Genomic DNA, 19,767 nt, shown 5'->3' on the forward strand with positions numbered 1-19,767 from the left:
TATTTATTATTGTTGGTTGTAGATCAATAATCGGGATAATGGATTATATGACGTAAACGGAGGAAGTATGGCAGAAGAAAAAAGGTCCGCCGGCTCTAAAAAGAAAAGATATACTGGCGGAGTGGCAAAAGCTTATATATTATCAACGTTTAACAATACTATTGTCAACGTAACAGACGAAAAAGGCAACACTTTAGTTTGGTCATCGTCGGGAGGTTCCGGATTTAAAGGCACAAAAAAAGGAACTCCTTTTGCAGCTCAGATGACTGCTGTTTCAGTGGGTAAAAAAGCTTTGAGCATAGGTGTGAAGCAGATTGCTGTTTTTGTAAAGGGTCCCGGACCGGGAAGAGAAACGGCTATAAGAGGTTTGCAGAGTTCAGGGCTTAGCATAACGGCTATAAAAGATATTACTCCCGTTCCTCACGACGGCTGTCGTCCGCCGAAACTGAGAAGAGTATAGGTGGAAATGATGTTCGGCGCAGCAGACTGCTGACGGACATTTATTTAAATTAAGTAATGCAAATAATCTTGGAGGATTTTTATAGATGTCACGTTATTTAGGGTCAGTATGTAAGTTGTGCCGCCGTGAAAAAGAAAGACTTTTTCTCAAAGGGGAAAGATGCTCTTCAAAGTGTACTCTTGACAGAAAGAGAGGCAAAAATGGTCCCGGACAGCACGGAACTACAAAAGGTAGAATGTCCGATTACGCAAAACATTTACGCGAAAAGCAGAAAGCTAGAAGAATATACGGTTTAACGGAAGAACAGTTCAGCCATTATTATAAAATGGCAGAGAAAATGAAAGGTTCCGCCGGCGATAATTTGCTTAAACTTCTTGAATCAAGACTCGATAACGTAGTTTATCGACTTGGGCTTGCTTCGTCAAAAAGAATGGCAAGACAGATTGTAAATCACGGGAATGTTTTGGTTAACGAAAAGAAAATAGACCTTCCGCGTTATCAAGTGAAAGTCGGCGATGTTATAACGGTTCCTGAAAAATATAAATCAAACGCGATTATAAAAAAACTCATTGAAAAAACGATGGGATACATTCCCGCATGGCTAAGTTTTGATAAAAACAAGATTGCCGGAACTGTCTTAGGTGAGCCGCCTGCCGGCGAAAGTTCTCATCCCATAAATAGTCAGCTTATTGTGGAATATTATTCGAAATAAACTAACCGCCGAAAGGCTTTTTGAGTGAGGTTATTAAATAATGAAAGCACTGGATTTGGAAAAATTGCGTAAACTTATTTTAGATGAAAAAACTGCTACTGAGTTTTACGGGCGTTTCAGCGCAGGACCTTTTGAACGCGGTTATGGTCACACAATAGGCAATTCATTGAGAAGAATTCTTCTTTCAAGTCTTGAAGGAGCGGCTGTCACTTCCGTAAAAATTGCGGGAGCTTTGCACGAATTTGCAGTTTTGAAAGGTATTAAAGAAGACGTGGCGCAGATTGTTTTAAATTTAAAAAAAATTAAAGTAAAACTCTATTCCTCATGTCCGGAAACGCTTTATTTAAAAGTTAAAAAAGCCGGGAAAGTAACCGCAAAAGATATTGAAGAAAACGCGAATGTCAGGATAATGAATCCTGAACAGGAAATTGCAAATATAGACAACGGAACGTCGCTTGAAATGGAATTGGAAGTTTCTGCGGGCAAAGGATACGTTCTTGCCGAAGAGATAAAATCGAGCGAATATTCAGTGGGGACAATAACTCTCGATTCGTTGTTTTCTCCTATAACAAAAGTTAATTACGAAGTTGAGAATACCCGCGTGGGGCAGGCTCTCAACTATGACAGACTTATCATGGAAATATGGACGGACGGCTCGTTGTCTCCACAGAATGCTTTGAAGCAGTCTGCAGAAATATTGAGAGATAGTCTTGCGATTTTTACAGACGATGCGGCGGCGGTTAACTCTGCGGAAGTTTCCGAAGATATTGAAGGCGTCGAAGAGGGAAAAGAGGCGGGACAGGTAAAAGAAATTTTTAGGCAGTCGATTAGCGCTATGGGTATTTCAACTAAAGTTTTGAAAATCCTGAAAAAAGCCGGAATTGAAACTGTGGGCGATCTTGTTAAAATGAAAGAAGAAGATTTGCTAACCTTTGATAAATTAGGCAAGCGTTCGTCTGAAGAAATTAAAGATAAAGTCAAAGAATTGGGCTTGTCGCTCGGAATGAAAATAGAAGGGGAGTAGAGAATGATAAAAACTTATAACGGGAGCAAACTTGGAATTACAAGTTCGCATAAAAGAGCTTTACTCCGCAGTTTGACGGTCGAGTTGTTTCTTCATGAGAGAATAACGACTACGCTGCCTAAGGCAAAGGAACTTGTAAGTTACTCCGAAAAGCTTGTAACAAGAGCAAAAAAAGCCGATTTAAGCGCTATCAGAGCAGTGAATGGAGAAATAAACAATAAAGATGTCGTAAAAAAAGTTTTTGACGTTTTAGTGCCTAGGTATAAAGAGAGACCCGGCGGCTATACGCAGATTTTGAAAATAGGAACTAGACACGGCGATAGAGCGCCAATTGCCATAGTTAAACTTGTCGATTAATCGATTAAAAACGGAATTGAAAAATGAAGTTAAGAACCAACTTCGGAAGATAGTTTTGAACTGTTTACATTACAGCGATGGCTAAGAGCGTTTTTTTCTGTTGTCGGCAGTCTCTTTAAATAAATTCAAGGCAGGCGGTTGTTTTTTTTAGAATCTTTAAGTTGGCTTTTGTAGTTTGCTCCATTTTTTGATTTTCGCTTTTAATATTGAGGAAAAAATGTTCAATTATATTTTTGGGTTGTTTTCAAACGACATGGGCATAGATCTCGGAACGGCTTCCGTTCTTGTTTTTATTAAAGGGCAGGATATTGTTTTAAGAGAGCCGTCTGTCGTGGCTATGGAACGCAATACGAAACGCGTTCTGGCTATTGGCGTAGAAGCGAAAAAAATGCTTGGCAAAACTCCTGCAAATATTATTGCCGTAAGACCTCTGAGAAACGGCGTTATTGCGGATTTTGAAGCAACCGAAAAGATGATAAGGTATTTTATAAAAAAGGTTCACAGCAAAAGAACGCTCCTTCATCCGAGGGTGGTTATAGGCGTTCCTTCTGGAATCACTGAAGTTGAAAGAAGAGCCGTAAGAGAATCCGCCGAACAGGCCGGGGCGAGAGAAGTTTATCTCATAGACGAGCCTATGGCGGCTGCAATCGGGGCGGGCATACCCATTCAGGAAGCTGAAGGAAGCATGATAGTTGATATCGGCGGAGGTACGACTGAAGTTGCCATTATATCTTTAGGCGGTATGGTCGTTGCGAAGTCGCTTGATGTCGCGGGCGATAAAATGGATGAAGCCATAATTCAGTATTTCAGACGGAGATATAATCTTACGATAGGCGAAAATACAGCGGAAGGAGTTAAAATGAAGACAGGCTCCGTATTTCCGCTTGAAAAAGAACTCTCTCTGGACGTAAAAGGCAGAGATCTGCTTACAGGTCTTCCTAAAACTGTCACTATTACTTCGGAAGAAGTTAGAAATGCGTTATCAGATCCTATCAAAAAGATAACGGAAGTTATAAAAAATGTTCTTGAAGAAACTCCCGCGGAACTTGCTGCAGATCTTGTTGACCGCGGAATAATATTAAGCGGCGGCGGTTCTCTTGTGCGGGGACTGCCGGAACTCTTATCAAAGGAAACCGAACTTCCCGTAAATCGCGCGGATGATCCGCTTAGCTGCGTCGCGAAAGGAACAGGCGCATACTTGGAAGAGCTGGATAACATAAAAAAATCTGAAAAAAGAAAAATGTAGTATAGTTCTGCCAAGCGACTGCATGCGGCTCTGTTTATGTTCTGCACCGGGTTTTGATAAAAATGCACCGACGCCAAAAATCAAGATATGAAAATATCATCTTTGCAGTTCTCCTTTTAGTTGGTTTTTTTCTTATAACCTGCAGGTTCTCTCTTCCCGTAAAACTTATAAAAAACCTTGTTTATTATATTTCTTATCCCACGCTCGGAACATCGGCTTACATTTTTCGTTCTGTCGGAAGTTTTGCAGCCAACGTTAAAGCGATGGTTCATACACATCAGGAAAACATTACCTATAAACAGAAGAACCAAAAGCTTGCCGATAAACTCCGCAATTACGACGCGATGTCTGAAAAATACGAAAGTTTGTCAGGATTTTTAAAATTAGCAAAAATAAAAAATACCAAATCCGTTTTTGCCGGAATTTCTTTTAGATCTCCAGATGAATGGTATCAGTGGTGTATCATAGATAAAGGCGAGACGGACGGTTTATATAACGGTCTTCCTGTGGCGGTGCTTAATAGAAAAAGCGACGCGTTATGCGTCGCGGGCAGAATAGTGGAAACGTATAAAACTTCGTCAAAAGTCGCTTTAATAACAAATTCAATTTCTGTGATCCCCGTAGAAATTAAAGATAAGGGCATTAACTGTCTTGCGGAGGGATTCAATGCGAGTTTATTGAGAATTACGTATATTCCGCTCGGCGCCGGCGTCGAATACGGCGACGAAATTGTTATAAGCGGACTGAGCGCGGTTTTTCAAAAAGGCATGCCTGTAGGCGTTATTAAAAATGTGTCAAAGAAAACTTCATCGGATTTTAAAACTGCCACAGCCGAAGCTTTTTATGAAACCGGCGCTCTTTATGAAGCGGTTATTCTTGTGCCGCAGGCGGAAACAGAATGAAAAAGTTAATTTCTTATCTCTTATTTTATGTTGTTTTTTGTCTGATTCAGTTTTTTCTCGGTAGATATGTAAACGTTTATGGAATTTTTCCAAACTTTATACTGATTCTTATTGTATATCTTGGACTTTCAAAAGGGATAATGAACGCGCAGTTGGCGGGTTTTTTGTTCGGTCTGACATGGGATGTCTTTTCGACAGATATTTTCGGCATAAGAGCGGTGATGTTTGCCGTTATAGGATATTTCGCCGGCAGATTTTGCGGAAGTTTTGATAGGGAAAAGACTTTGACACAGTTTGTAATAGTATTTTTTGCGAGTATTGTTTACTGGGCGGGTTTCAGCTTGATATATTTTGTTGTTTCCGGCGGCGAAAATTATGCGTTTTCTCTTACTATTTTGTCAATTCTTGTAAAAATTATTATTACGGTGCTGTTTGCTCCCTTAGTGTTTTATATTTTAGACAGGATAGTCGGCTGATTGATATTATAGCCGCGCGCGGCGCTTATTTCTATTCCCTGTCTTTTAGATGGTTGCTGCTTTTTCCCTGTTATCAGAAAGGGGGAAAAAGTTAAGCCGCGCAATTGGCGCGGCTTTCAACTTGGACATACTTGGGCAGAGAAAAGAAAAAGTAAAGGACTAGAGCAGTTTTTGAGATTTTATCTCTTCTGTAATTTTTGCATGTTTTGTCTAAGACTTGTACGCTTGTAAATTTTACTCAGGGGCAGATAAAATTTCTCAAAAAATTCAGACGGAGCGTCCGCTTTGAGTTATTCAGCCGCAGATAGGATGGTATGCGTAAATGACGTTGCAGAAAGAAGACAAATCTGCTTACGAGGCTTTTCTTAAAAAACACAAAATAATTCTTATGTTTTTTATACTGCTGTTTATTTGTCTTTCTTTGCGTCTTTTTTATCTGCAGATTATCAAAGGCGGCAGCTATGAAAAAGTGTCTCAGCAGCAGAGGATGCATAGTACCTATGAACGCGCTCCGCGAGGTGTAATTTATTCTGCGGATAATATCGTGCTTGCGGATAACGAATTTACTTATGCCGCTTTATTTTATCCTTTTGGTCGGCAGCAAACTCCGACGAACGAGAGTATAAAAGAACTCAATAAAATTTTAGGAAGAGATGTAAAAATTTCGGCGGATAAATGCTATAGATACGGCAGGTTTGTAAAACTTGCGGATAACATCACAATGGAAGAAATGTTTAAGATACAGGAAAAAAAGTCGATTTTAAAGAATATTTCCATTGTAAGAGAGACGCGCAGAATTTATTGTTATCCAGAAGTTGTAAGCCATGTAATCGGCTATACGGGTGAAATAAGTGTGGACGAGATTGAGAAGTGGTCGGAACAGGAGCGTAAGATTGGAGATTATGTCGGCAGAGGCGGCATAGAACAGTCTTACGATGTGTATTTGCAGGGCAAGGACGGCGGATGGCAGGTTGAGGTGAACGCAAAAGGGTATCGGGTAAAAGCGTTTAAATATGTTCCGCCGCAAGCTGGGTCAAACGTTTACTCGACGGTGGATTTAAAACTGCAAAAAGCCGCTTACGATGCGCTAAAAAGCAGCAGCACAGGCAGAGGGGCGGTGGTAGTGCTTGACACTAGAACCGGCGCCGTAAAAGCATTGGTTTCGTGTCCGGGCTTTGACGCAAATAAAGCGGGCGCTAAAGATTTTGGCAGATATTTAAAAGACAAAAATCTGCCGCTTTTTAACAGATCGCTGCAAGCTGTTTATCCGCCCGGGTCTGTGTTTAAAATAATAACGTTTGCTGCCGCCGTAGAACTTCTGAATATTGATTCCGAAAAAACAGTGCGCTGCACCGGTAGTTTTGAACTTGGCAACAGGCATTATTCCTGCTGGTATAAACCTGGTCACGGCGCCGTGAATCTTATTTCCGCCTTAGCGCGGTCGTGCAACGTTTATTTTTATCAGCTGGGACTTAAACTTGGTATAGGAAATCTTGAAAAATATGCGAGAAAATTTTATTTCGGACAAAAGACGGACATAGATTTGCCTAATGAAAAAAAAGGTTTTGTTCCCAGCCCGGAGTGGAAAAAATCAAAATTAAAAATGCCGTGGCTTTATGGCGACACCGTTATATTTGCAATAGGGCAGGGCGCTCTTCTGGTAACGCCTATTCAAATGGCGTATGCGATGTCTGCTGTTGCAAACAGAGGCGTATGCCGTAAGCCGTACATTGTTGATAGAATTGTGGATTTTAACGGCAATGAAGTGTATAAACATGCGTTGGAATTTGGCGGGCGAATAGATTTATCGGATAAAACGTGGAGTCTGCTGTGTAAAGCGCTTTTGGAAACTGTTGAAAGCGGAGCAGGAATAAGAAGCAAGATTTCCGGCGTTAAAATCGCCGGTAAAACGGGAACAGCCCAAAATCCGCATGGGAGCGACCACGCTTGGTTTGTTTCTTACGCGCCTGCGGATGCTCCTGAAATCGCGATAGCGGTTGTTGTTGAAAACGGCGGCGGCGGCGGACTTAACGCCGTACCTATAAGCAGAAAGATATATGAAACTTATTTTAATATAGAATCGGAAAAGGAAGAGCGGCAGTGATCCTTAAAACAAAATTTTTTAAGAAGCTGGTTTTTGGTGTAGATTGGCGTCTTATTCTTGCGCTTTTGGTTTTAATGCTTATAAGTTTTACTGCAATATATTCCGCAAGCTTTGGTTGCGGAATGTCGTTTAAATATCTTTCAATTCAGCTTTTAGCGTCTGGAATGGGTTTTGCGGGACTTTTTCTTTTTGCGAGTTTTAACTACCGGTATTATAAGCATCTCAGTAAGTTCATTTATATTTTGTCTCTTGCGCTTTTGATTTCCGTTTTAGTCTTTGGCTCGGTAAAAAGAGGGACAAAAGGCTGGTTTGATTTCGGATTTGTCTCTTTTCAGCCTGTGGAAATTGCAAAAATAATGTTTATTTTGGCGCTTGCCGCTTTTATTGACGCGAGAATAAAAGATGTGAAAAAAATATCCTTTTTAATTTCCGCATTTGCGCTGCTTGCGGGTCATTTGGTGCTTATAATGATGCAGCCTGATTTCTCTTCCACGCTCTCTTATTTTCCTGTGACTTTGGTCCTTCTTTTTATGGCAGGCGTCAATCCTTTTTATCTGTTTTGCATAGTGGTTTCGGGCTGTCTTGCCGCAGGCATACCTCTTTTAGGCACCTTTTTGAATATGCAGCGCGGCGGGACGCTTTTAGCGGATTTAGCGCTTTCTTTAAAATCCGAATGGATTGTCGTTTATATTGCCGTGGCGGTGCCATTTTTGACGGCTGGCATCTGGTATTTCCTTTGGAAATTGCGGATTAGAATTCCGGTTATTTATCCGATTGTTTTATGCGGCGCCGTATTGCTTGGCTGCGCGGCTTCTATACCTGTGGAGAAGTCGCTAAAAGATTATCAAAGAAAAAGGCTTGTGGTATTTTTGAATCCAAAAGTTGATCCGCGGGGTTCAGGCTACAATATAATACAGTCAAAAATAGCCATAGGTTCGGGCAGGTTTGCGGGAAAAGGTTTTAAAAAAGGAACGCAAACCCAGCTGGGCTTTCTTCCAGAACAGCATACGGATTTCATTTTCTCGGTTATTGGCGAAGAAGGCGGCTGGATTATGGCGCAACTTACTCTCTTTTTATATTTTCTTTTTATTTGGCGCGCTCTTGCGATAGCGAAAGGATCTCGCGATAGATACGGATCTCTTGTTGCGACGGGGATTGCCACAATGTTTATGTTCTGCGCGGTAATCAACGTGGGTATGGTTATGGGTATGATGCCTGTGACGGGCATGCCTCTGCTTTTTCTTTCTTACGGAGGCTCGTCAATGCTTTCGTCGTTGTGCGCTGTCGGTATTTTGTGTTCTATTCGTATGGGAAGGCATACTTATTGATTGATGTTTTTTTGGGGACTCTTTTTCTTGTTTTTCATTTATGCTTTTGCTTAAAACTCAAAGATGTCGCGCGCGTAAATACACTGTGCCGTCGCTGCCTCCCGCTGTTTCTTTTTTTATGTGCGCTTGAGGTTTAAACTGAGGCTGTTGAATTTGTCGCTTGATTTTAATTTTATAAAGTTGCGGATGTATTTTTAGTATTTTCCGTCGGGAAGTTTATTGGCTGACATTTGCAAAAACATATGAAGCGGCGGGAAATGCGCGCGTTCAAACTACTGACGCTGTTGATAATCTTGCAGAAAACACACAACCCGCCGGTAGTGCTTTTTTACCGCTTTTTTTTGACTAATATAGTTATAGTTTTTGTTTATTGTTGCTTTCAAGTAGTTGTTCGACTATTCCTGTTTATGAAGATGAAAATTTTAGTTATGGTGCTAGTGCTGGTGCTGGTGCTGGTGCTGGTCGTCTTGACAAATATCAAAGAGCTTATTACTTAAAGTCAATTGAATATATGAATTTTAGGATTGCTTTGTATATTGTTGGTTTTGTTTTCTTCTTTATAGCCGCTATCCTCGTAAAACACTAAATAAAAATGGTAGAGATATTTATTAAAATAAATAATTTGTGTTCTTTGGCAGCTTCATAAGATAGACGTCTTATCTGTTGAGTAATTTAAGTAGAGGTCGTACGATATAAAGTCGCAGAGCGAATATCTGCTGCTAAGTCGCTTGTCCGTCGTTGCCGTTGCCGTCTTTCGTCGTTCTGTTGTTATCTTTGTTGTGTACGCGTTTGTGTAGATAGTTTCAAATATAGCGATTTGAACCAGTCCTTTAGCTGTTTAGCTAAAGGAAAATAGTCCAGTATGTATTTTTTTGTCTTCTTTGATATATATTAGTCCGTCGTTTATAGTCTTTTATTTTTTAATTTCTTTCTCTTATTGTTTTTATTGCTTCTTCCTTTGTAAGTTTGGGGTTTTCAAACTGCATTTCTTCTATCTTATTCTTTGCTTCCCGTATCCATTTGCCCGGAGATTTGTTGAGTATGCGCATCATTTCTCTGCCCGTCAGCAGTTCCTGTTTAGGGTACAGCGTATTATTTAATTTTAAATCTTCAATTCTCTTTTTAAGTTTAACAAGTTTTGCATCGCTGCTGTCTCTGCCGTAATCTGCTTTTGAGATTTCCATTATTAAGTCAAGTTCGCCGCCGCATTTTTTGGCGAATCTGCGCACCGCGCCGTCTGTCCAGCCGTCCGAATACATTTTAGGATACATGTGGTTTCGTATAACCGATACGGTTTTTTGTATAAATTCTTTTGAATATCTAAGTCTCTTTAAAATGATTTCGGCTTCTTTGGCGCTTTTGACGTCGTGTCCGTAAAAGCAAATTTTACCGCTGTCTTTTTTATATGTTGCGTATTTTCCCGTGTCGTGCAGTAAAGCTGCCATTTTGAGGATAATGTCATCTCTTTTTATTCTGTCTAGCACTTTCAGAGTATGTGTAAACGCGTCGTCAGCGTGATATTTTGCGGGCTGTTCTAAATTCTTTAATCTTGCGACTTCAGGCAAAATTTCAAATAACAGATTGATTTCGTCCATTATCTTAAGCGCTTTTGACGGATTTTTTTCGGCTAAAATTTTGTTTATTTCATCTCTTACGCGTTCGGGCGAGACAATTTTAATGCGCGCTGCCGAAATTTTCATTGCGTTATAAGTTTCAGGTTCAATGTCGAAGCCGAGCTGAATGCTTTGGCGCACGGCGCGCAGGATTCTTAAAGGATCCTGTTTAAATATTATTTCAGCATTTAAAGGATCGGCCACTCTTATGATTTTGTTTCTGATATCGCTGGCGCCTTGTGAGGTAAAATCTAGAATTTCCATGTTGCTGAGTCTCAAAAACAGAGCATTTATTGTGAAGTCTCTCCTTAAAGCGTCGTGTTCTAAAGAAGCTGGACGAGTGTCTGGATTTCTGGAATCCGCGCCGTAATACTCTTTTCTAGGCATTACAAATTCTACTTCTTCGCCGTCTATTGACAGTTTGGACGTTCCAAATCTTTCAAAAACGACGGGATTGTTAAGCTTATATTTTTTTGCCAGAATTTTAGAAAAATTTATTCCGGCTGATTTTCCGCCGGCGCTGTCTTTTCCGCCGCAGACCATAATATCTAAGTCTTTAGGTTCTCTTTTGATAAGTAAATCTCTTATGAAACCGCCGACAATATAGACGTCAAAACCGCTTTCTTTTGCAGTAACGGAAATTTTATCGATTATTGATTTGTATCTTTGAGCCGTAAGCATATTTTTTATATTCATAAATGCAATTGTGTAACGAAACGACAGAATCAAAAGGCTGCGGTGTCAAATAACCGTTTTAATTTCCTTTTCCGCTCTGCCGTTTGGATATGAAATTATTATATCTTCCATATTGTTGGCGGAATCTTTGATTGGAACCGGACACCCTGCGAAACTCGATATAAGTATCTGAAGTTTTTCTTTTTTTATTTTAGCCGTATATTCAATTTTTGTTTTGCCGTCGTCGAAAAACTTTATAGTTCCTTCGGCGGATAGAGCTAAGTCGCGGCATATAAAATCTGTTATACAGAGAGTTTTTGCTTTTCTGTCGTAATTAAACTTAAAACTTGCCTCAGACTGAATGGCGCCTATTTTAAATTCAAAAGAGCCGTTGCCGGCGAAGTAGTTGCTGCGGTAGTCAAACAGATTTGATTTTAAGACGATTTTGTTTAATTTAATGTTTCCCATATCGAGTTTTAAATTTAAACTTCCGTTTTCAATTACAATGGAACGGATTTCCATTCTTCTTATTAAACCGATTCCCGCGTATTTTTTTGAAAAATTCCTTTTTATATCGTCGTATAGTTCGATATGATTGAATTTTCTTTTATCTTCATAATTAAGATACACTGTCGCTCCGCTGATATGGATGCCGTTTATAATGAAATCCGCTTTGAGCAGTTTTAATATGGATATTCTTACGGATATGTCGTTTATGGACAAAAAAGTTCCGCTCTCAAAGCCGTTTTTGTCCGACAGCTCAAAGTTTTTCAGCGCGAATTTGCCTAAGAGAGAAAGTGAAGCTTTTGACAGACGCATTTCTCTTTCTGTCAGCGAGCCGGCGAGATATTTTATTTGTTTGGTAAAATTCGTGCTGTTAAAATAAGTGGTGAAGATTGCGAAATATGTTATGGCGGGAACTGTCACTATAGCTAATATTATTATAAGTATTCTTTTTTTTGTTTGCATAAAATATATCCTATTTTGATATTAAACCGGAAAAGTTCTGCCGTTTGTCTTTATTTAGTGTCATTGAGTAATATTAAATTTTATTTCTTTTTAACAGATTGCGCTTAATCTGTGATTTTGAAAATGTCGCATTTTTCTATTAAATCATTTTAAAAAGACGTTGGGAATTAATGAGATTTTAAAAATTTAGAATTGGGATTTAATAAGCGCGGAGACTGAAGATATAATATGATTGAGTTAAGCGGAAATGGTGTCGGAAGCTGCGAAGAGAACAAAAGTGAATAAAAAAAAGACTAAAAGCGGTAAATCGAGTCAGATAATTCTGTTAAGTTTCTTTTTAAGTTTGAGAGTTTATGCGGGGCGTTGGTTTTTAAGATAAGACTCTTGACAAACATTTAACGCCGCGTTTTCTTACATTATACGATTTGTTTTTTTGTCAAAAAGTCTCAGTCGTTTTGTATAGTCTGCGCTTAATGCAGACAGTGCGCGGATAATTGATAAAAACGGAGAACAGCGCACAGTTATCAATGTCTTTAAGAAGGGTTTTAAGCGTCCGAATGTTGAGAGCGCGAGAGAATAAGCGCGTTATTACCATGAAAGTAAAACCTATTCGCGCTGTCTTTTTAGAGCGCTTCTTTCGTCTTGTGAAAACGTTGCTTGAGGATATTTCAAACTTTAAGGCTGCTCTGAAAAAAATCGTTGTTAATTATTTTTATGGTATTACTTCTTTTCGGTTGCTGTAAATGGACTTTTAATAATCGCCGGTGCCGTAAAAAAACGGCTGCGACCTCTGCTTAAACGCGCGCTGACGGTTTAAATTTGGATATCCAAATTTAAAATCCTATACGAAGTGCCGTAAAACTATGGTGAGTCGGCGTCAAATATGTATAAAATTTTACTTATTTAGTACAATAAAATTATTAATTCTATAAAAACCAAAGAAAATACGGTTTCTTCTCTTATTACCTATAGTAAAGGTATAAAAATGAAAAGGATAGCGGCGGCAATTTTAACAGTTTGTATCTTGACAAGGTGTAAAGGTGTAGTGGTCAGTCTGTAAAATCAACTCCGCATTAAAGTTGAAAATACCTGATCATCTCCGGATTGATTTATGCGCTAATGGGATTACTCCTTTTTATGAGTTGCAGATGTCGTTATATCCCTTCTACGAGGTTGTTTGGGAACGAGAATATTGAGGTTTCTTGCTTACTGTTCGGGAAAACTCTTCCAGCTTAACTGTTGTTTTGTTTATTATGTAGTTGAACAAGTAATTATGTACAAAGATATTATTAAAAGAACAAAAAAGAAATATATGTGAATATGTATATTATTTGCGGTAAACTACCAACCAAAAAAGAAGATAATCAAGAAAGAAGATAGTGTATATAATAGATGCGTTTAAAAATAATTTTGAAAGCTGTGAGGCTAAGTCGGCAGAGTCTGGAGTCTTTTCAAATTATTAAAAAATTGGAATGGGAGTTGGGTCTATCGTTGCAGCTGGTTTAAGAATTTGGGCAATAACTCGCTGTTGCAGTAGTAAATCAAGAGACAACAATTCTTCAGCTAGAAGTACTCCAGAACCTTTAAAAGTAGATAATAGAGAAAGTAACAATTCTTCACAAGACATTCCTGAGATAGAATCTTTAGGAAAAAGTAATCGGATTATGTGTCAAACTTTGCATAAGTATTATTCTTATGAAATACGGAGATTATTTTTTACTCGATGAGATAGAACGTTATATTAATCCGCAAACTTTTGCAACTATAAATTTTGAGCATATCAAAAAAGCGTTAACGCTTAACTATAATCTTAATATTCCTTCAACTTTAAAATCTCTTCCTGATTTTGTTAGTATAGAATTTGACCGCGCGATTAGTAATCCTAAAATAAAAAAAGAAAAAACGAAAGAGGCGGTTAATACCGCGAAAGAAAAAGTAAATGGAGTAATATTGGTATCGCAATGGAAAAATTTCACGCTGAATATAAAGAAAACACAGCTTTGAAAGATCAGCGTTGCTTTTTTCAAAAGATCTTGCCGAGTTAGAGCTTGGCGAAATTGAAAAGCTTAGAAAACATCGTACTAGTTCCTTTACTGCTTTTAAAGCGAATGTCCTTCAAGGGTTTTACAAACATTTGCAGAAGATGTCGTTAAATATGCCGAAGGCAAATTAAGAATAAATTGAATTTAACCCGTTCAATACCTCGGCTAATAGATTATTTAATTTAGCAGCGAGCGGGCTTGAAGCGCAGCAGTAAAAATAGTCCTAAAAGAAAATTAAAACGGAGCAGGCATTATATTTAAGAGTTATGCGGGCGAATCCGGAGGGATTTGTCGCGGGTTTAGAAATATGTCGTCGGAGGGAAGATGATCATAGGTTTGACTGGTTATTACTGTTCGGGCAAAGATGCGATTGCAGAATATATTTCTAAAAAATACGAATATAAGCACTATTCTCTGTCAGACATTTTAAGAGAGATGATGAAAGAAAAAGGCATTGACCCCAGCAGAAAAAATCTGATAGCGTTTGGAACTGAATTAAGAGAGGAAAACGGAAACGGAGTTCTTGCGAGAAAAGTTTTGAAAAAAATTGGTTTTAACGACGATTGTTGCATAACTTCCATAAGACATTCCGAAGAAGTTGAAGAACTTAGGAAAAGAAAAGATTTTGTTTTGGTAAATGTTGCCGCCCCGCGGAGCGTGCGTTTTGAAAGAATGCAAAAGAGAAAAAGATTGGGAGATCCGCAGACTTTGAAAAAATTTACTGAGTTTGAAGAAAAAGAATCTCAGACTGAAGGTAGCGGGCAGCAGCTGGGAAAAACGGCGGATATGGCTGATATCACTTTTGTCAACGATTCAAACGATGTGTCAAATCTTGGGACTGCGGTTGAAAAGCTGTTGAAAGACATTAAAAATGTATGAAATAAACGGTGTCGCAAAGTTCTGCCGCGATGACGGCGTTTCTTCTTACGCTTGAGCGGGTTCTTAAAGTTTGTTGCAAGTGAAAGAGATTTTAATTTGCAGGTATAATTTTTTTTAAAACGAGATAATAAAATGAGTATTTTTGAAGCTTTAATGATGATTTTTTTCGGCGCCGCATGGCCGTTTTCAATATATAAGTCGTATAAGTCAAGAACCAATAAAGGCAAGAGTTTGCATTTTTTATTGGTTGCTTTGACAGGTTATATATTTGGTATAATCCACAAAGTATTTTATAATTACGACAACGTTATTTTTCTGTATATTTTTAATTTTCTGATGATTTTTATAGATTCTTGCCTGTATGTGAGAAATAGTCTGATCTCTGGTGAAAAACCGCCTAAACATAAATAAATTTTATAAACAAAACGCCGCCGGTTCCCTGTCTTTTGGAGCAGCGGGAAACGTGTCGTTAGTTTTATTTTGCGTTTATTTGCGTGCATACTCGCGCGGCGTACGCTATTGCCTCTGTCATTGCGCGTGCGTCCGCCTTGTTTTTGCCTGCAATGTCAAACGCCGTTCCATGTCCGGGAGACGTTCTTATAAAAGGAAGTCCGACGGTGACGTTTACTATTTTTGTAGGATCAATACATTTGAGAGCTATCATTAGCTGATCGTGGTACATAGCGCATATTAAATCATACTGTTTGTTTTTTGTTTTTAGCCACGCAGAATCTGCGGGAAGCGGTTTTGTTATGTTGATGCCGGACTTTTTCAATATTTTGTGTGCCGGAAGTATAAACTTTCTTTCTTCAAAACCTAAAATTGAATTGTCGCCGGCGTGCGGATTTAAACCGCATAAAGCGACTTTTATATTTTTTCTGCCTGTTTTCCTAAGGAAATCTGCGCTCAGCGTTACAGTTTCAACTATAGTTTTTGTTTTTATGTTTTTGGAGATTTCCGAAATGGGAATATGCCTTGTGACCATAACGCTGTGTATGCTGCCGCAAGCCATCATCATTGCTATTTGCCGGCTTTTTGTAAGATCGGCAAGCAGCTCTGTATGTCCCGGATATTTTATTCCTGCCATTTTTAACGATTCTTTTGAAACTGGAGCTGTGACAAGCGCAAGAGCTTTGCCGTCCATGCAGTATTTTACGGCTTTATAAATTGCAGACGCCGCAATCATGCCTGCCTTTTCTGACGGAACTCCCATTTTTACGGAATCTCCGATATTTGAAGATTCTATAAATTCAAATGGCGTTTTATTTTTGAGGTATTTAAACGAGCTTTGTTTCAGACTCTGTTTATCGCCGAATACGACAGGGCTGCAAACTCTTTTTACCGCTGAAGAATTTACAGCCCTGAAAACTATTTCGTAGCCTATGCCCGCAGGATCGCCTAAAGTGATCGCTAAACGAGGTTTAATCACGCGCGGTCTTCCGCTTTACCAAATTTTATTTATTTTAATATTTGCTTTTGCTCTCAAAGTGTTTAAGAAATTAATGTAGCCTTTAATTATGTTGACTTGAAGTGTAACGGTTCTTAAAAGGTCTTTGAGGTCTTTATCAAGAGTTATCTCTTTGCTTGCGGTTTTCTCTTCAACTTTTATAAAGTAGCACCCTTTATCTGTTTTTATGGGTTCCTTTGTGTAATCGCCGGCTTTCATAGCAAAGATGATTTTGTCTAGCTCCGGAGGCAGATCGCCTTTTGCAACTGTTCCCACGTCGCCGTTTTTAGACTTAGAAACAATATCTTCGGAATATTGTTTTGCAATATCTGCAAAGGGCTTTTTCTGGAGTTCTTTTTTGACAGTTTCAACTTTATCCGCCGCCGCTTTTGCTTCGGCAGCTGTTGCGCCTTTAGGGTTTTTAATAAAAATTTGTTTAATTCTCGCTTTTTCGCCGAATATTTTTTTCACTTCAATTACGGCTCTTTCAATAAAAATATCCGCATCAGGCGGAAGCGTAGTATTTCCACCTTTCATTTTTATAATAACTTTGTCGTAAATGTCTTTTATTTCGCTGTCCGTCGCCGGTCTTGTGAGGCTTGGAATATTTTGGGTTAAAAGCTTCATTATTACAAGCTGTTCGCCCATATATTTTTCAAAATCTGCAGGCGTAAAATTTTGTTTTTTTATTTCTGCGTTAAAAGCACTTTCGCCTCCCTGCTTTTTCATCTCGTTAATACTATCTAAAACTTCTTTTTTTGAAACTGTGATTCTTTGTTTTTTTGCTTCCTGTCTCAAAAGGACTTCTTCAATTTTTTTGTTTAAAAATGTATTTTTAACCTCGCCCATTTTTTGTTCTGGAATCTGGTCCATGGGCATTATAGATTTTAATTGAGCAATAACTACATTAAAATAATTGTTAAATTCTGAGGCAAGAATAGGTTCGCCGTTTACTATAGCCAGCGTTTGATCCTTAGACGGTGCTGCGAAGATATTTCCTGCTCCTGTCACAAAGACCATCGTCAGCAGTCCTACGAAAAATTTTTTCATCTTTACTCCTGTTCTGTTTTAGGTTTAAATTAAATATTTTTATTGTTTCTCATAAATCGGCGTCAAAAAACAAAATGCCGTAATTTACTTTAACGTCGAATTTTTGTTTCTTCTGATAAACTGTGTGCCAGACCTTTTTTTGCTTTGCCGGCGGTATTTGCAAAAAGTTTTAATGATGTCTGTCGTTTCCGTGCTTTTGGAGTTAACGCTAATTTGCTCTAGTTTTAGAATAAGCTTGTCTCTTCTTAAATCTTCCGCGGATTTGTCGTTTGCCGCGTATTTATGCTTTAGAACTTCTTAACAGATTTTTTTAGACTTTCACCGTTTTAAAGTCTTTCATAAGCGTTTCGGGCGGTTCGTAAATCTGGAACTGAGAACATGTCTTAATGCATACGCGGACAAATTTTCAAATATAACCTTATTTTAATTTATGTATGCTTAAATATGTATCGGTGAGCCTAATGCTTTCATGAATTTCTTTGCCTGCTTTCTTTGCGATTTATGCGATAATGGCTTCTCTGGCAGCAGCGTCGATAAATTGTTTCCCTAAGAAAGCCGTATTTACATAATTTTGATATTCCCAAAAAGGTTGCCGCTTGTTTTTTTACTTAGAACAACTTTTGTAGTTCCTGCTTTTGCTTCAGTATAATCTTTTTTTGTTTTTCTAGCTTTAATCGCCCAAGTCGTCGCCGCGGTTGTTAACGGCAGTTTCTCGCCGTTCTTTTTTATTTTTTATACACTTGGGATAATTCTACAATTTTACAATTTATTAGTCAAACTAATTTGCGAATATGCGGAGCAGCTTTTAAGACGGCAGATAATGCGGTTGTTATCCTCAATGAAAAAACTGTTAAAATATGGATGCGATAAGGCGGTGTCATTTTTTAAACTATATAAATTTAATTAGATTGTCAAAAAGGCAATCAATTATCATCAACAACTCATCTACAGGTCTCATTTTTTGTACTCCCTTATCAAAAATTTCAGCGCAAGATAATACGGCAAAACAAGGCGCGACCGCTGTGCAGCCATGTCCAGGGGGGAGCGGTATCCGCTGAATTTTTAAAACCTATAACCGCTTGCGCCGGGGGCGGTTACACGTTAAAACGAAATTCTATTATATCGCCGTCTTTGACTAAGTAGTCTTTCCCTTCGCTTTTCAATAGTCCCGCTTCTTTTACGGCTTTTTCGCTGCCGAGTCTAAACAAGTCGTCAAAACTCATAACTTCGGCGCGTATAAAACCTCTTTCAAAATCAGAGTGTATTACGCCGGCAGCCTTCGGAGCGGGAGAGCCTTTTTTTATAGTCCATGCTCTTACTTCGTCTTCTCCCGCGGTAAGAAATGTTGCAAGACCAAGTAAATCGTATCCCGCTCTTATTAGACGTTTAAGTCCTGCTTCTTCCAATCCCAAATCTTTTAAAAAAGTTTTTTGGTCGTTTTCGGAAAGTTCGGAGAGTTCTGCTTCAATTTTTGCGCATATGGGCATTGCCCGCGCTCCTTCTTTTTTTGATTTTTCTTTTACAATTTCCGTATATTTATTTTCCATTTCGGGTAAATCGCTTTCCGCAACGTTGCAGACGTATAGGACGGGTTTTGCAGTTATTAAGAAAAAGTCTTTTAATATTATTTTTTCGTCGTCGGAAAGCTGGAGTGTTCTTGCGGGATTTCCCGCGTCGAGGTGAGTTTTGACTTTTATTGCGAGTTCTCTTTCCGCCAGTACTTTTTTATCGTTGAGTCTGACGCTTTTTTCAAGCCTTTCAAGTCTTTTTGAAACAGATTCTATGTCAGACAGAATGAGTTCCGTATCTATAATTTCTATATCTCTCAAGGGGTCGACTCTGCCCATGACATGCGTGATATCTTTGCTTTCAAAACATCTTACCGTATGGACGACCGCTGCAGTTTCTCTTATATGCGACAAAAACTGGTTGCCAAGACCTTCTCCCTGCGAAGCGCCTTTTACAAGTCCCGCAATATCTAAAAATTCTGCGGAGGCATAAACTTTTTTTTTTGATTTATAAAGTTTCTCGAGGAAGTCTAACCGTTTATCTGAAACCGTAACCGCTCCGATATTTGGATTAATAGTACAAAAAGGATAGTTTGCTGTTTCGGCGCCCGCTTTTGTTATAGCGTTAAACAGCGTCGATTTGCCTACGTTAGGAAGTCCGATAATACCGAGTTTCATATGACCTCTGTGGTAAAATAAGTTTAATCTTGCTTGTGTATGATAAAAATTAACGCTGTAAATTCTCTGCGGTTTCTTCATTTTTGTTGAAATCGCGATGAGCGTTGCTCTATAATATTGCTTATTTTATTTCTACTTCTGGCTGCTCCCTGTTTCTTGTCGCTCCTTGACAATGGAGAAGCTTAGCGGAGTACTGCTGCGATAGCGGTTTTTTCATTCCTGCAATTACTTACGGCTCTTTGCGCTCTATTGCTTCTTATAAAAAGTTTACTGTTTTAATGGCTCTATAAAATCAAG

The 19,767-nt window shown here is 38.7% G+C and carries 19 protein-coding genes; 14 read left to right on the forward strand and 5 right to left on the reverse strand.

Translation table 11 applies throughout. The features are described from left to right. Positions 1-67: 67 nt before the first annotated feature. The 10 genes from rpsK (at position 68) to LE179_RS05860 (ending at position 9,195) form a co-directional block, all read left to right on the forward strand. Positions 68-460 (forward strand): 30S ribosomal protein S11, encoded by a 393-nt coding sequence (rpsK, locus tag LE179_RS05815; protein WP_374129437.1) that lies wholly within the window; start codon positions 68-70, stop codon positions 458-460. An 85-nt stretch (positions 461-545) separates the two neighbouring features. Beyond that, a complete protein-coding gene (gene rpsD, locus LE179_RS05820; protein ID WP_374129438.1) occupies positions 546-1,172 on the forward strand; it encodes a 30S ribosomal protein S4 in 627 nt (208 codons plus the stop codon). Positions 1,173-1,212: 40 nt separating this feature from the next. Next, positions 1,213-2,196: a DNA-directed RNA polymerase subunit alpha gene (locus LE179_RS05825; RefSeq protein ID WP_374129439.1), complete on the forward strand. Its 984-nt coding sequence runs from the start codon at positions 1,213-1,215 to the stop codon at positions 2,194-2,196. Between the two features lie 3 nt (positions 2,197-2,199). Next, a complete protein-coding gene (gene rplQ, locus LE179_RS05830; protein WP_374129440.1) occupies positions 2,200-2,553 on the forward strand; it encodes a 50S ribosomal protein L17 in 354 nt (117 codons plus the stop codon). A 217-nt stretch (positions 2,554-2,770) separates the two neighbouring features. Further along, positions 2,771-3,799 carry a rod shape-determining protein gene (locus LE179_RS05835; RefSeq protein ID WP_374129441.1) on the forward strand — a complete coding sequence of 343 codons (1,029 nt, stop codon included), beginning with the start codon at positions 2,771-2,773 and terminating at the stop codon, positions 3,797-3,799. A gap of 62 nt (positions 3,800-3,861) precedes the next feature. Then, entirely contained in the window at positions 3,862-4,701 is an 840-nt protein-coding gene (gene mreC / locus LE179_RS05840) for a rod shape-determining protein MreC (RefSeq protein ID WP_374129471.1), read from the forward strand. Beyond that, a complete protein-coding gene (gene mreD, locus LE179_RS05845; RefSeq protein WP_374129442.1) occupies positions 4,698-5,177 on the forward strand; it encodes a rod shape-determining protein MreD in 480 nt (159 codons plus the stop codon). Before mreC ends, mreD begins: the two co-directional genes overlap by 4 nt. Positions 5,178-5,499: 322 nt before the next feature. Beyond that, positions 5,500-7,281: a penicillin-binding protein 2 gene (mrdA, locus tag LE179_RS05850; protein WP_374129443.1), complete on the forward strand. Its 1,782-nt coding sequence runs from the start codon at positions 5,500-5,502 to the stop codon at positions 7,279-7,281. Then, the gene (gene rodA, locus LE179_RS05855) at positions 7,278-8,609 is read left to right on the forward strand and encodes a rod shape-determining protein RodA (RefSeq protein WP_374129444.1); all 1,332 of its coding nucleotides are present in this window, start codon (positions 7,278-7,280) and stop codon (positions 8,607-8,609) included. Before mrdA ends, rodA begins: the two co-directional genes overlap by 4 nt. Positions 8,610-8,979: 370 nt before the next feature. After that, positions 8,980-9,195: a hypothetical protein gene (locus LE179_RS05860; protein ID WP_374129445.1), complete on the forward strand. Its 216-nt coding sequence runs from the start codon at positions 8,980-8,982 to the stop codon at positions 9,193-9,195. 334 nt (positions 9,196-9,529) lie between these two features. On the opposite strand, the gene LE179_RS05865 is transcribed toward LE179_RS05860, so the two are convergent. Further along, entirely contained in the window at positions 9,530-10,918 is a 1,389-nt protein-coding gene (locus LE179_RS05865; RefSeq protein ID WP_374129446.1) for a CCA tRNA nucleotidyltransferase, read from the reverse strand. Between the two features lie 45 nt (positions 10,919-10,963). Next, complete coding sequence (locus LE179_RS05870) at positions 10,964-11,866, reverse strand: AsmA family protein (RefSeq protein WP_374129447.1); 903 nt, start codon at positions 11,864-11,866, stop codon at positions 10,964-10,966. Positions 11,867-12,360: 494 nt separating this feature from the next. On the opposite strand from LE179_RS05870, the gene LE179_RS05875 reads away from it, so the two are divergent. The 3 genes from LE179_RS05875 to LE179_RS05885 all read left to right on the forward strand — a co-directional run bounded on the left by LE179_RS05875 (position 12,361) and on the right by LE179_RS05885 (position 14,787). Beyond that, positions 12,361-12,609 (forward strand): hypothetical protein, encoded by a 249-nt coding sequence (locus tag LE179_RS05875; protein ID WP_374129448.1) that lies wholly within the window; start codon positions 12,361-12,363, stop codon positions 12,607-12,609. A 952-nt stretch (positions 12,610-13,561) separates the two neighbouring features. Then, the gene (locus LE179_RS05880; protein WP_374129449.1) at positions 13,562-13,870 is read left to right on the forward strand and encodes a hypothetical protein; all 309 of its coding nucleotides are present in this window, start codon (positions 13,562-13,564) and stop codon (positions 13,868-13,870) included. Positions 13,871-14,232: 362 nt separating this feature from the next. Then, positions 14,233-14,787, forward strand: a complete 555-nt coding sequence (locus LE179_RS05885; protein ID WP_374129450.1) for an AAA family ATPase — start codon at positions 14,233-14,235, stop codon at positions 14,785-14,787. 475 nt (positions 14,788-15,262) lie between these two features. On the opposite strand, the gene pdxA is transcribed toward LE179_RS05885, so the two are convergent. Further along, the gene (pdxA, locus tag LE179_RS05890) at positions 15,263-16,216 is read right to left on the reverse strand and encodes a 4-hydroxythreonine-4-phosphate dehydrogenase PdxA (protein WP_374129451.1); all 954 of its coding nucleotides are present in this window, start codon (positions 16,214-16,216) and stop codon (positions 15,263-15,265) included. A 15-nt stretch (positions 16,217-16,231) separates the two neighbouring features. Then, complete coding sequence (locus tag LE179_RS05895) at positions 16,232-17,284, reverse strand: SurA N-terminal domain-containing protein (RefSeq protein WP_374129452.1); 1,053 nt, start codon at positions 17,282-17,284, stop codon at positions 16,232-16,234. A gap of 908 nt (positions 17,285-18,192) precedes the next feature. On the opposite strand from LE179_RS05895, the gene LE179_RS05900 reads away from it, so the two are divergent. After that, on the forward strand, positions 18,193-18,342 hold the full coding sequence (locus LE179_RS05900; protein WP_374129453.1) for a hypothetical protein: 150 nt from the start codon (positions 18,193-18,195) through the stop codon (positions 18,340-18,342). A 36-nt stretch (positions 18,343-18,378) separates the two neighbouring features. On the opposite strand, the gene ychF is transcribed toward LE179_RS05900, so the two are convergent. Continuing rightward, positions 18,379-19,470, reverse strand: a complete 1,092-nt coding sequence (ychF, locus tag LE179_RS05905; RefSeq protein ID WP_374129472.1) for a redox-regulated ATPase YchF — start codon at positions 19,468-19,470, stop codon at positions 18,379-18,381. Between the last annotated feature and the right edge of the window lie 297 nt (positions 19,471-19,767).

The organism is Candidatus Endomicrobiellum agilis (assembly GCF_020328115.1).
Classification (GTDB): domain Bacteria; phylum Elusimicrobiota; class Endomicrobiia; order Endomicrobiales; family Endomicrobiaceae; genus Endomicrobiellum; species Endomicrobiellum agilis.

What these genes read in the sequence shown, in the direction of transcription:
- rpsK (WP_374129437.1), top strand. Translation starts at nt 68, where the DNA reads ATGGCAGAAGAAAAAAGGTCCGCCGGCTCTAAAAAGAAAAGATATACT.
- rpsD (WP_374129438.1), top strand. Translation starts at nt 546, where the DNA reads ATGTCACGTTATTTAGGGTCAGTATGTAAGTTGTGCCGCCGTGAAAAA.
- LE179_RS05825 (WP_374129439.1), top strand. Translation starts at nt 1,213, where the DNA reads ATGAAAGCACTGGATTTGGAAAAATTGCGTAAACTTATTTTAGATGAA.
- rplQ (WP_374129440.1), top strand. Translation starts at nt 2,200, where the DNA reads ATGATAAAAACTTATAACGGGAGCAAACTTGGAATTACAAGTTCGCAT.
- LE179_RS05835 (WP_374129441.1), top strand. Translation starts at nt 2,771, where the DNA reads ATGTTCAATTATATTTTTGGGTTGTTTTCAAACGACATGGGCATAGAT.
- mreC (WP_374129471.1), top strand. Translation starts at nt 3,862, where the DNA reads ATGCACCGACGCCAAAAATCAAGATATGAAAATATCATCTTTGCAGTT.
- mreD (WP_374129442.1), top strand. Translation starts at nt 4,698, where the DNA reads ATGAAAAAGTTAATTTCTTATCTCTTATTTTATGTTGTTTTTTGTCTG.
- mrdA (WP_374129443.1), top strand. Translation starts at nt 5,500, where the DNA reads ATGACGTTGCAGAAAGAAGACAAATCTGCTTACGAGGCTTTTCTTAAA.
- LE179_RS05865 (WP_374129446.1), bottom strand. Translation starts at nt 10,918, where the DNA reads ATGAATATAAAAAATATGCTTACGGCTCAAAGATACAAATCAATAATC.
- LE179_RS05870 (WP_374129447.1), bottom strand. Translation starts at nt 11,866, where the DNA reads ATGCAAACAAAAAAAAGAATACTTATAATAATATTAGCTATAGTGACA.
- LE179_RS05880 (WP_374129449.1), top strand. Translation starts at nt 13,562, where the DNA reads ATGAAATACGGAGATTATTTTTTACTCGATGAGATAGAACGTTATATT.
- LE179_RS05885 (WP_374129450.1), top strand. Translation starts at nt 14,233, where the DNA reads ATGATCATAGGTTTGACTGGTTATTACTGTTCGGGCAAAGATGCGATT.
- LE179_RS05895 (WP_374129452.1), bottom strand. Translation starts at nt 17,284, where the DNA reads ATGAAAAAATTTTTCGTAGGACTGCTGACGATGGTCTTTGTGACAGGA.
- ychF (WP_374129472.1), bottom strand. Translation starts at nt 19,470, where the DNA reads ATGAAACTCGGTATTATCGGACTTCCTAACGTAGGCAAATCGACGCTG.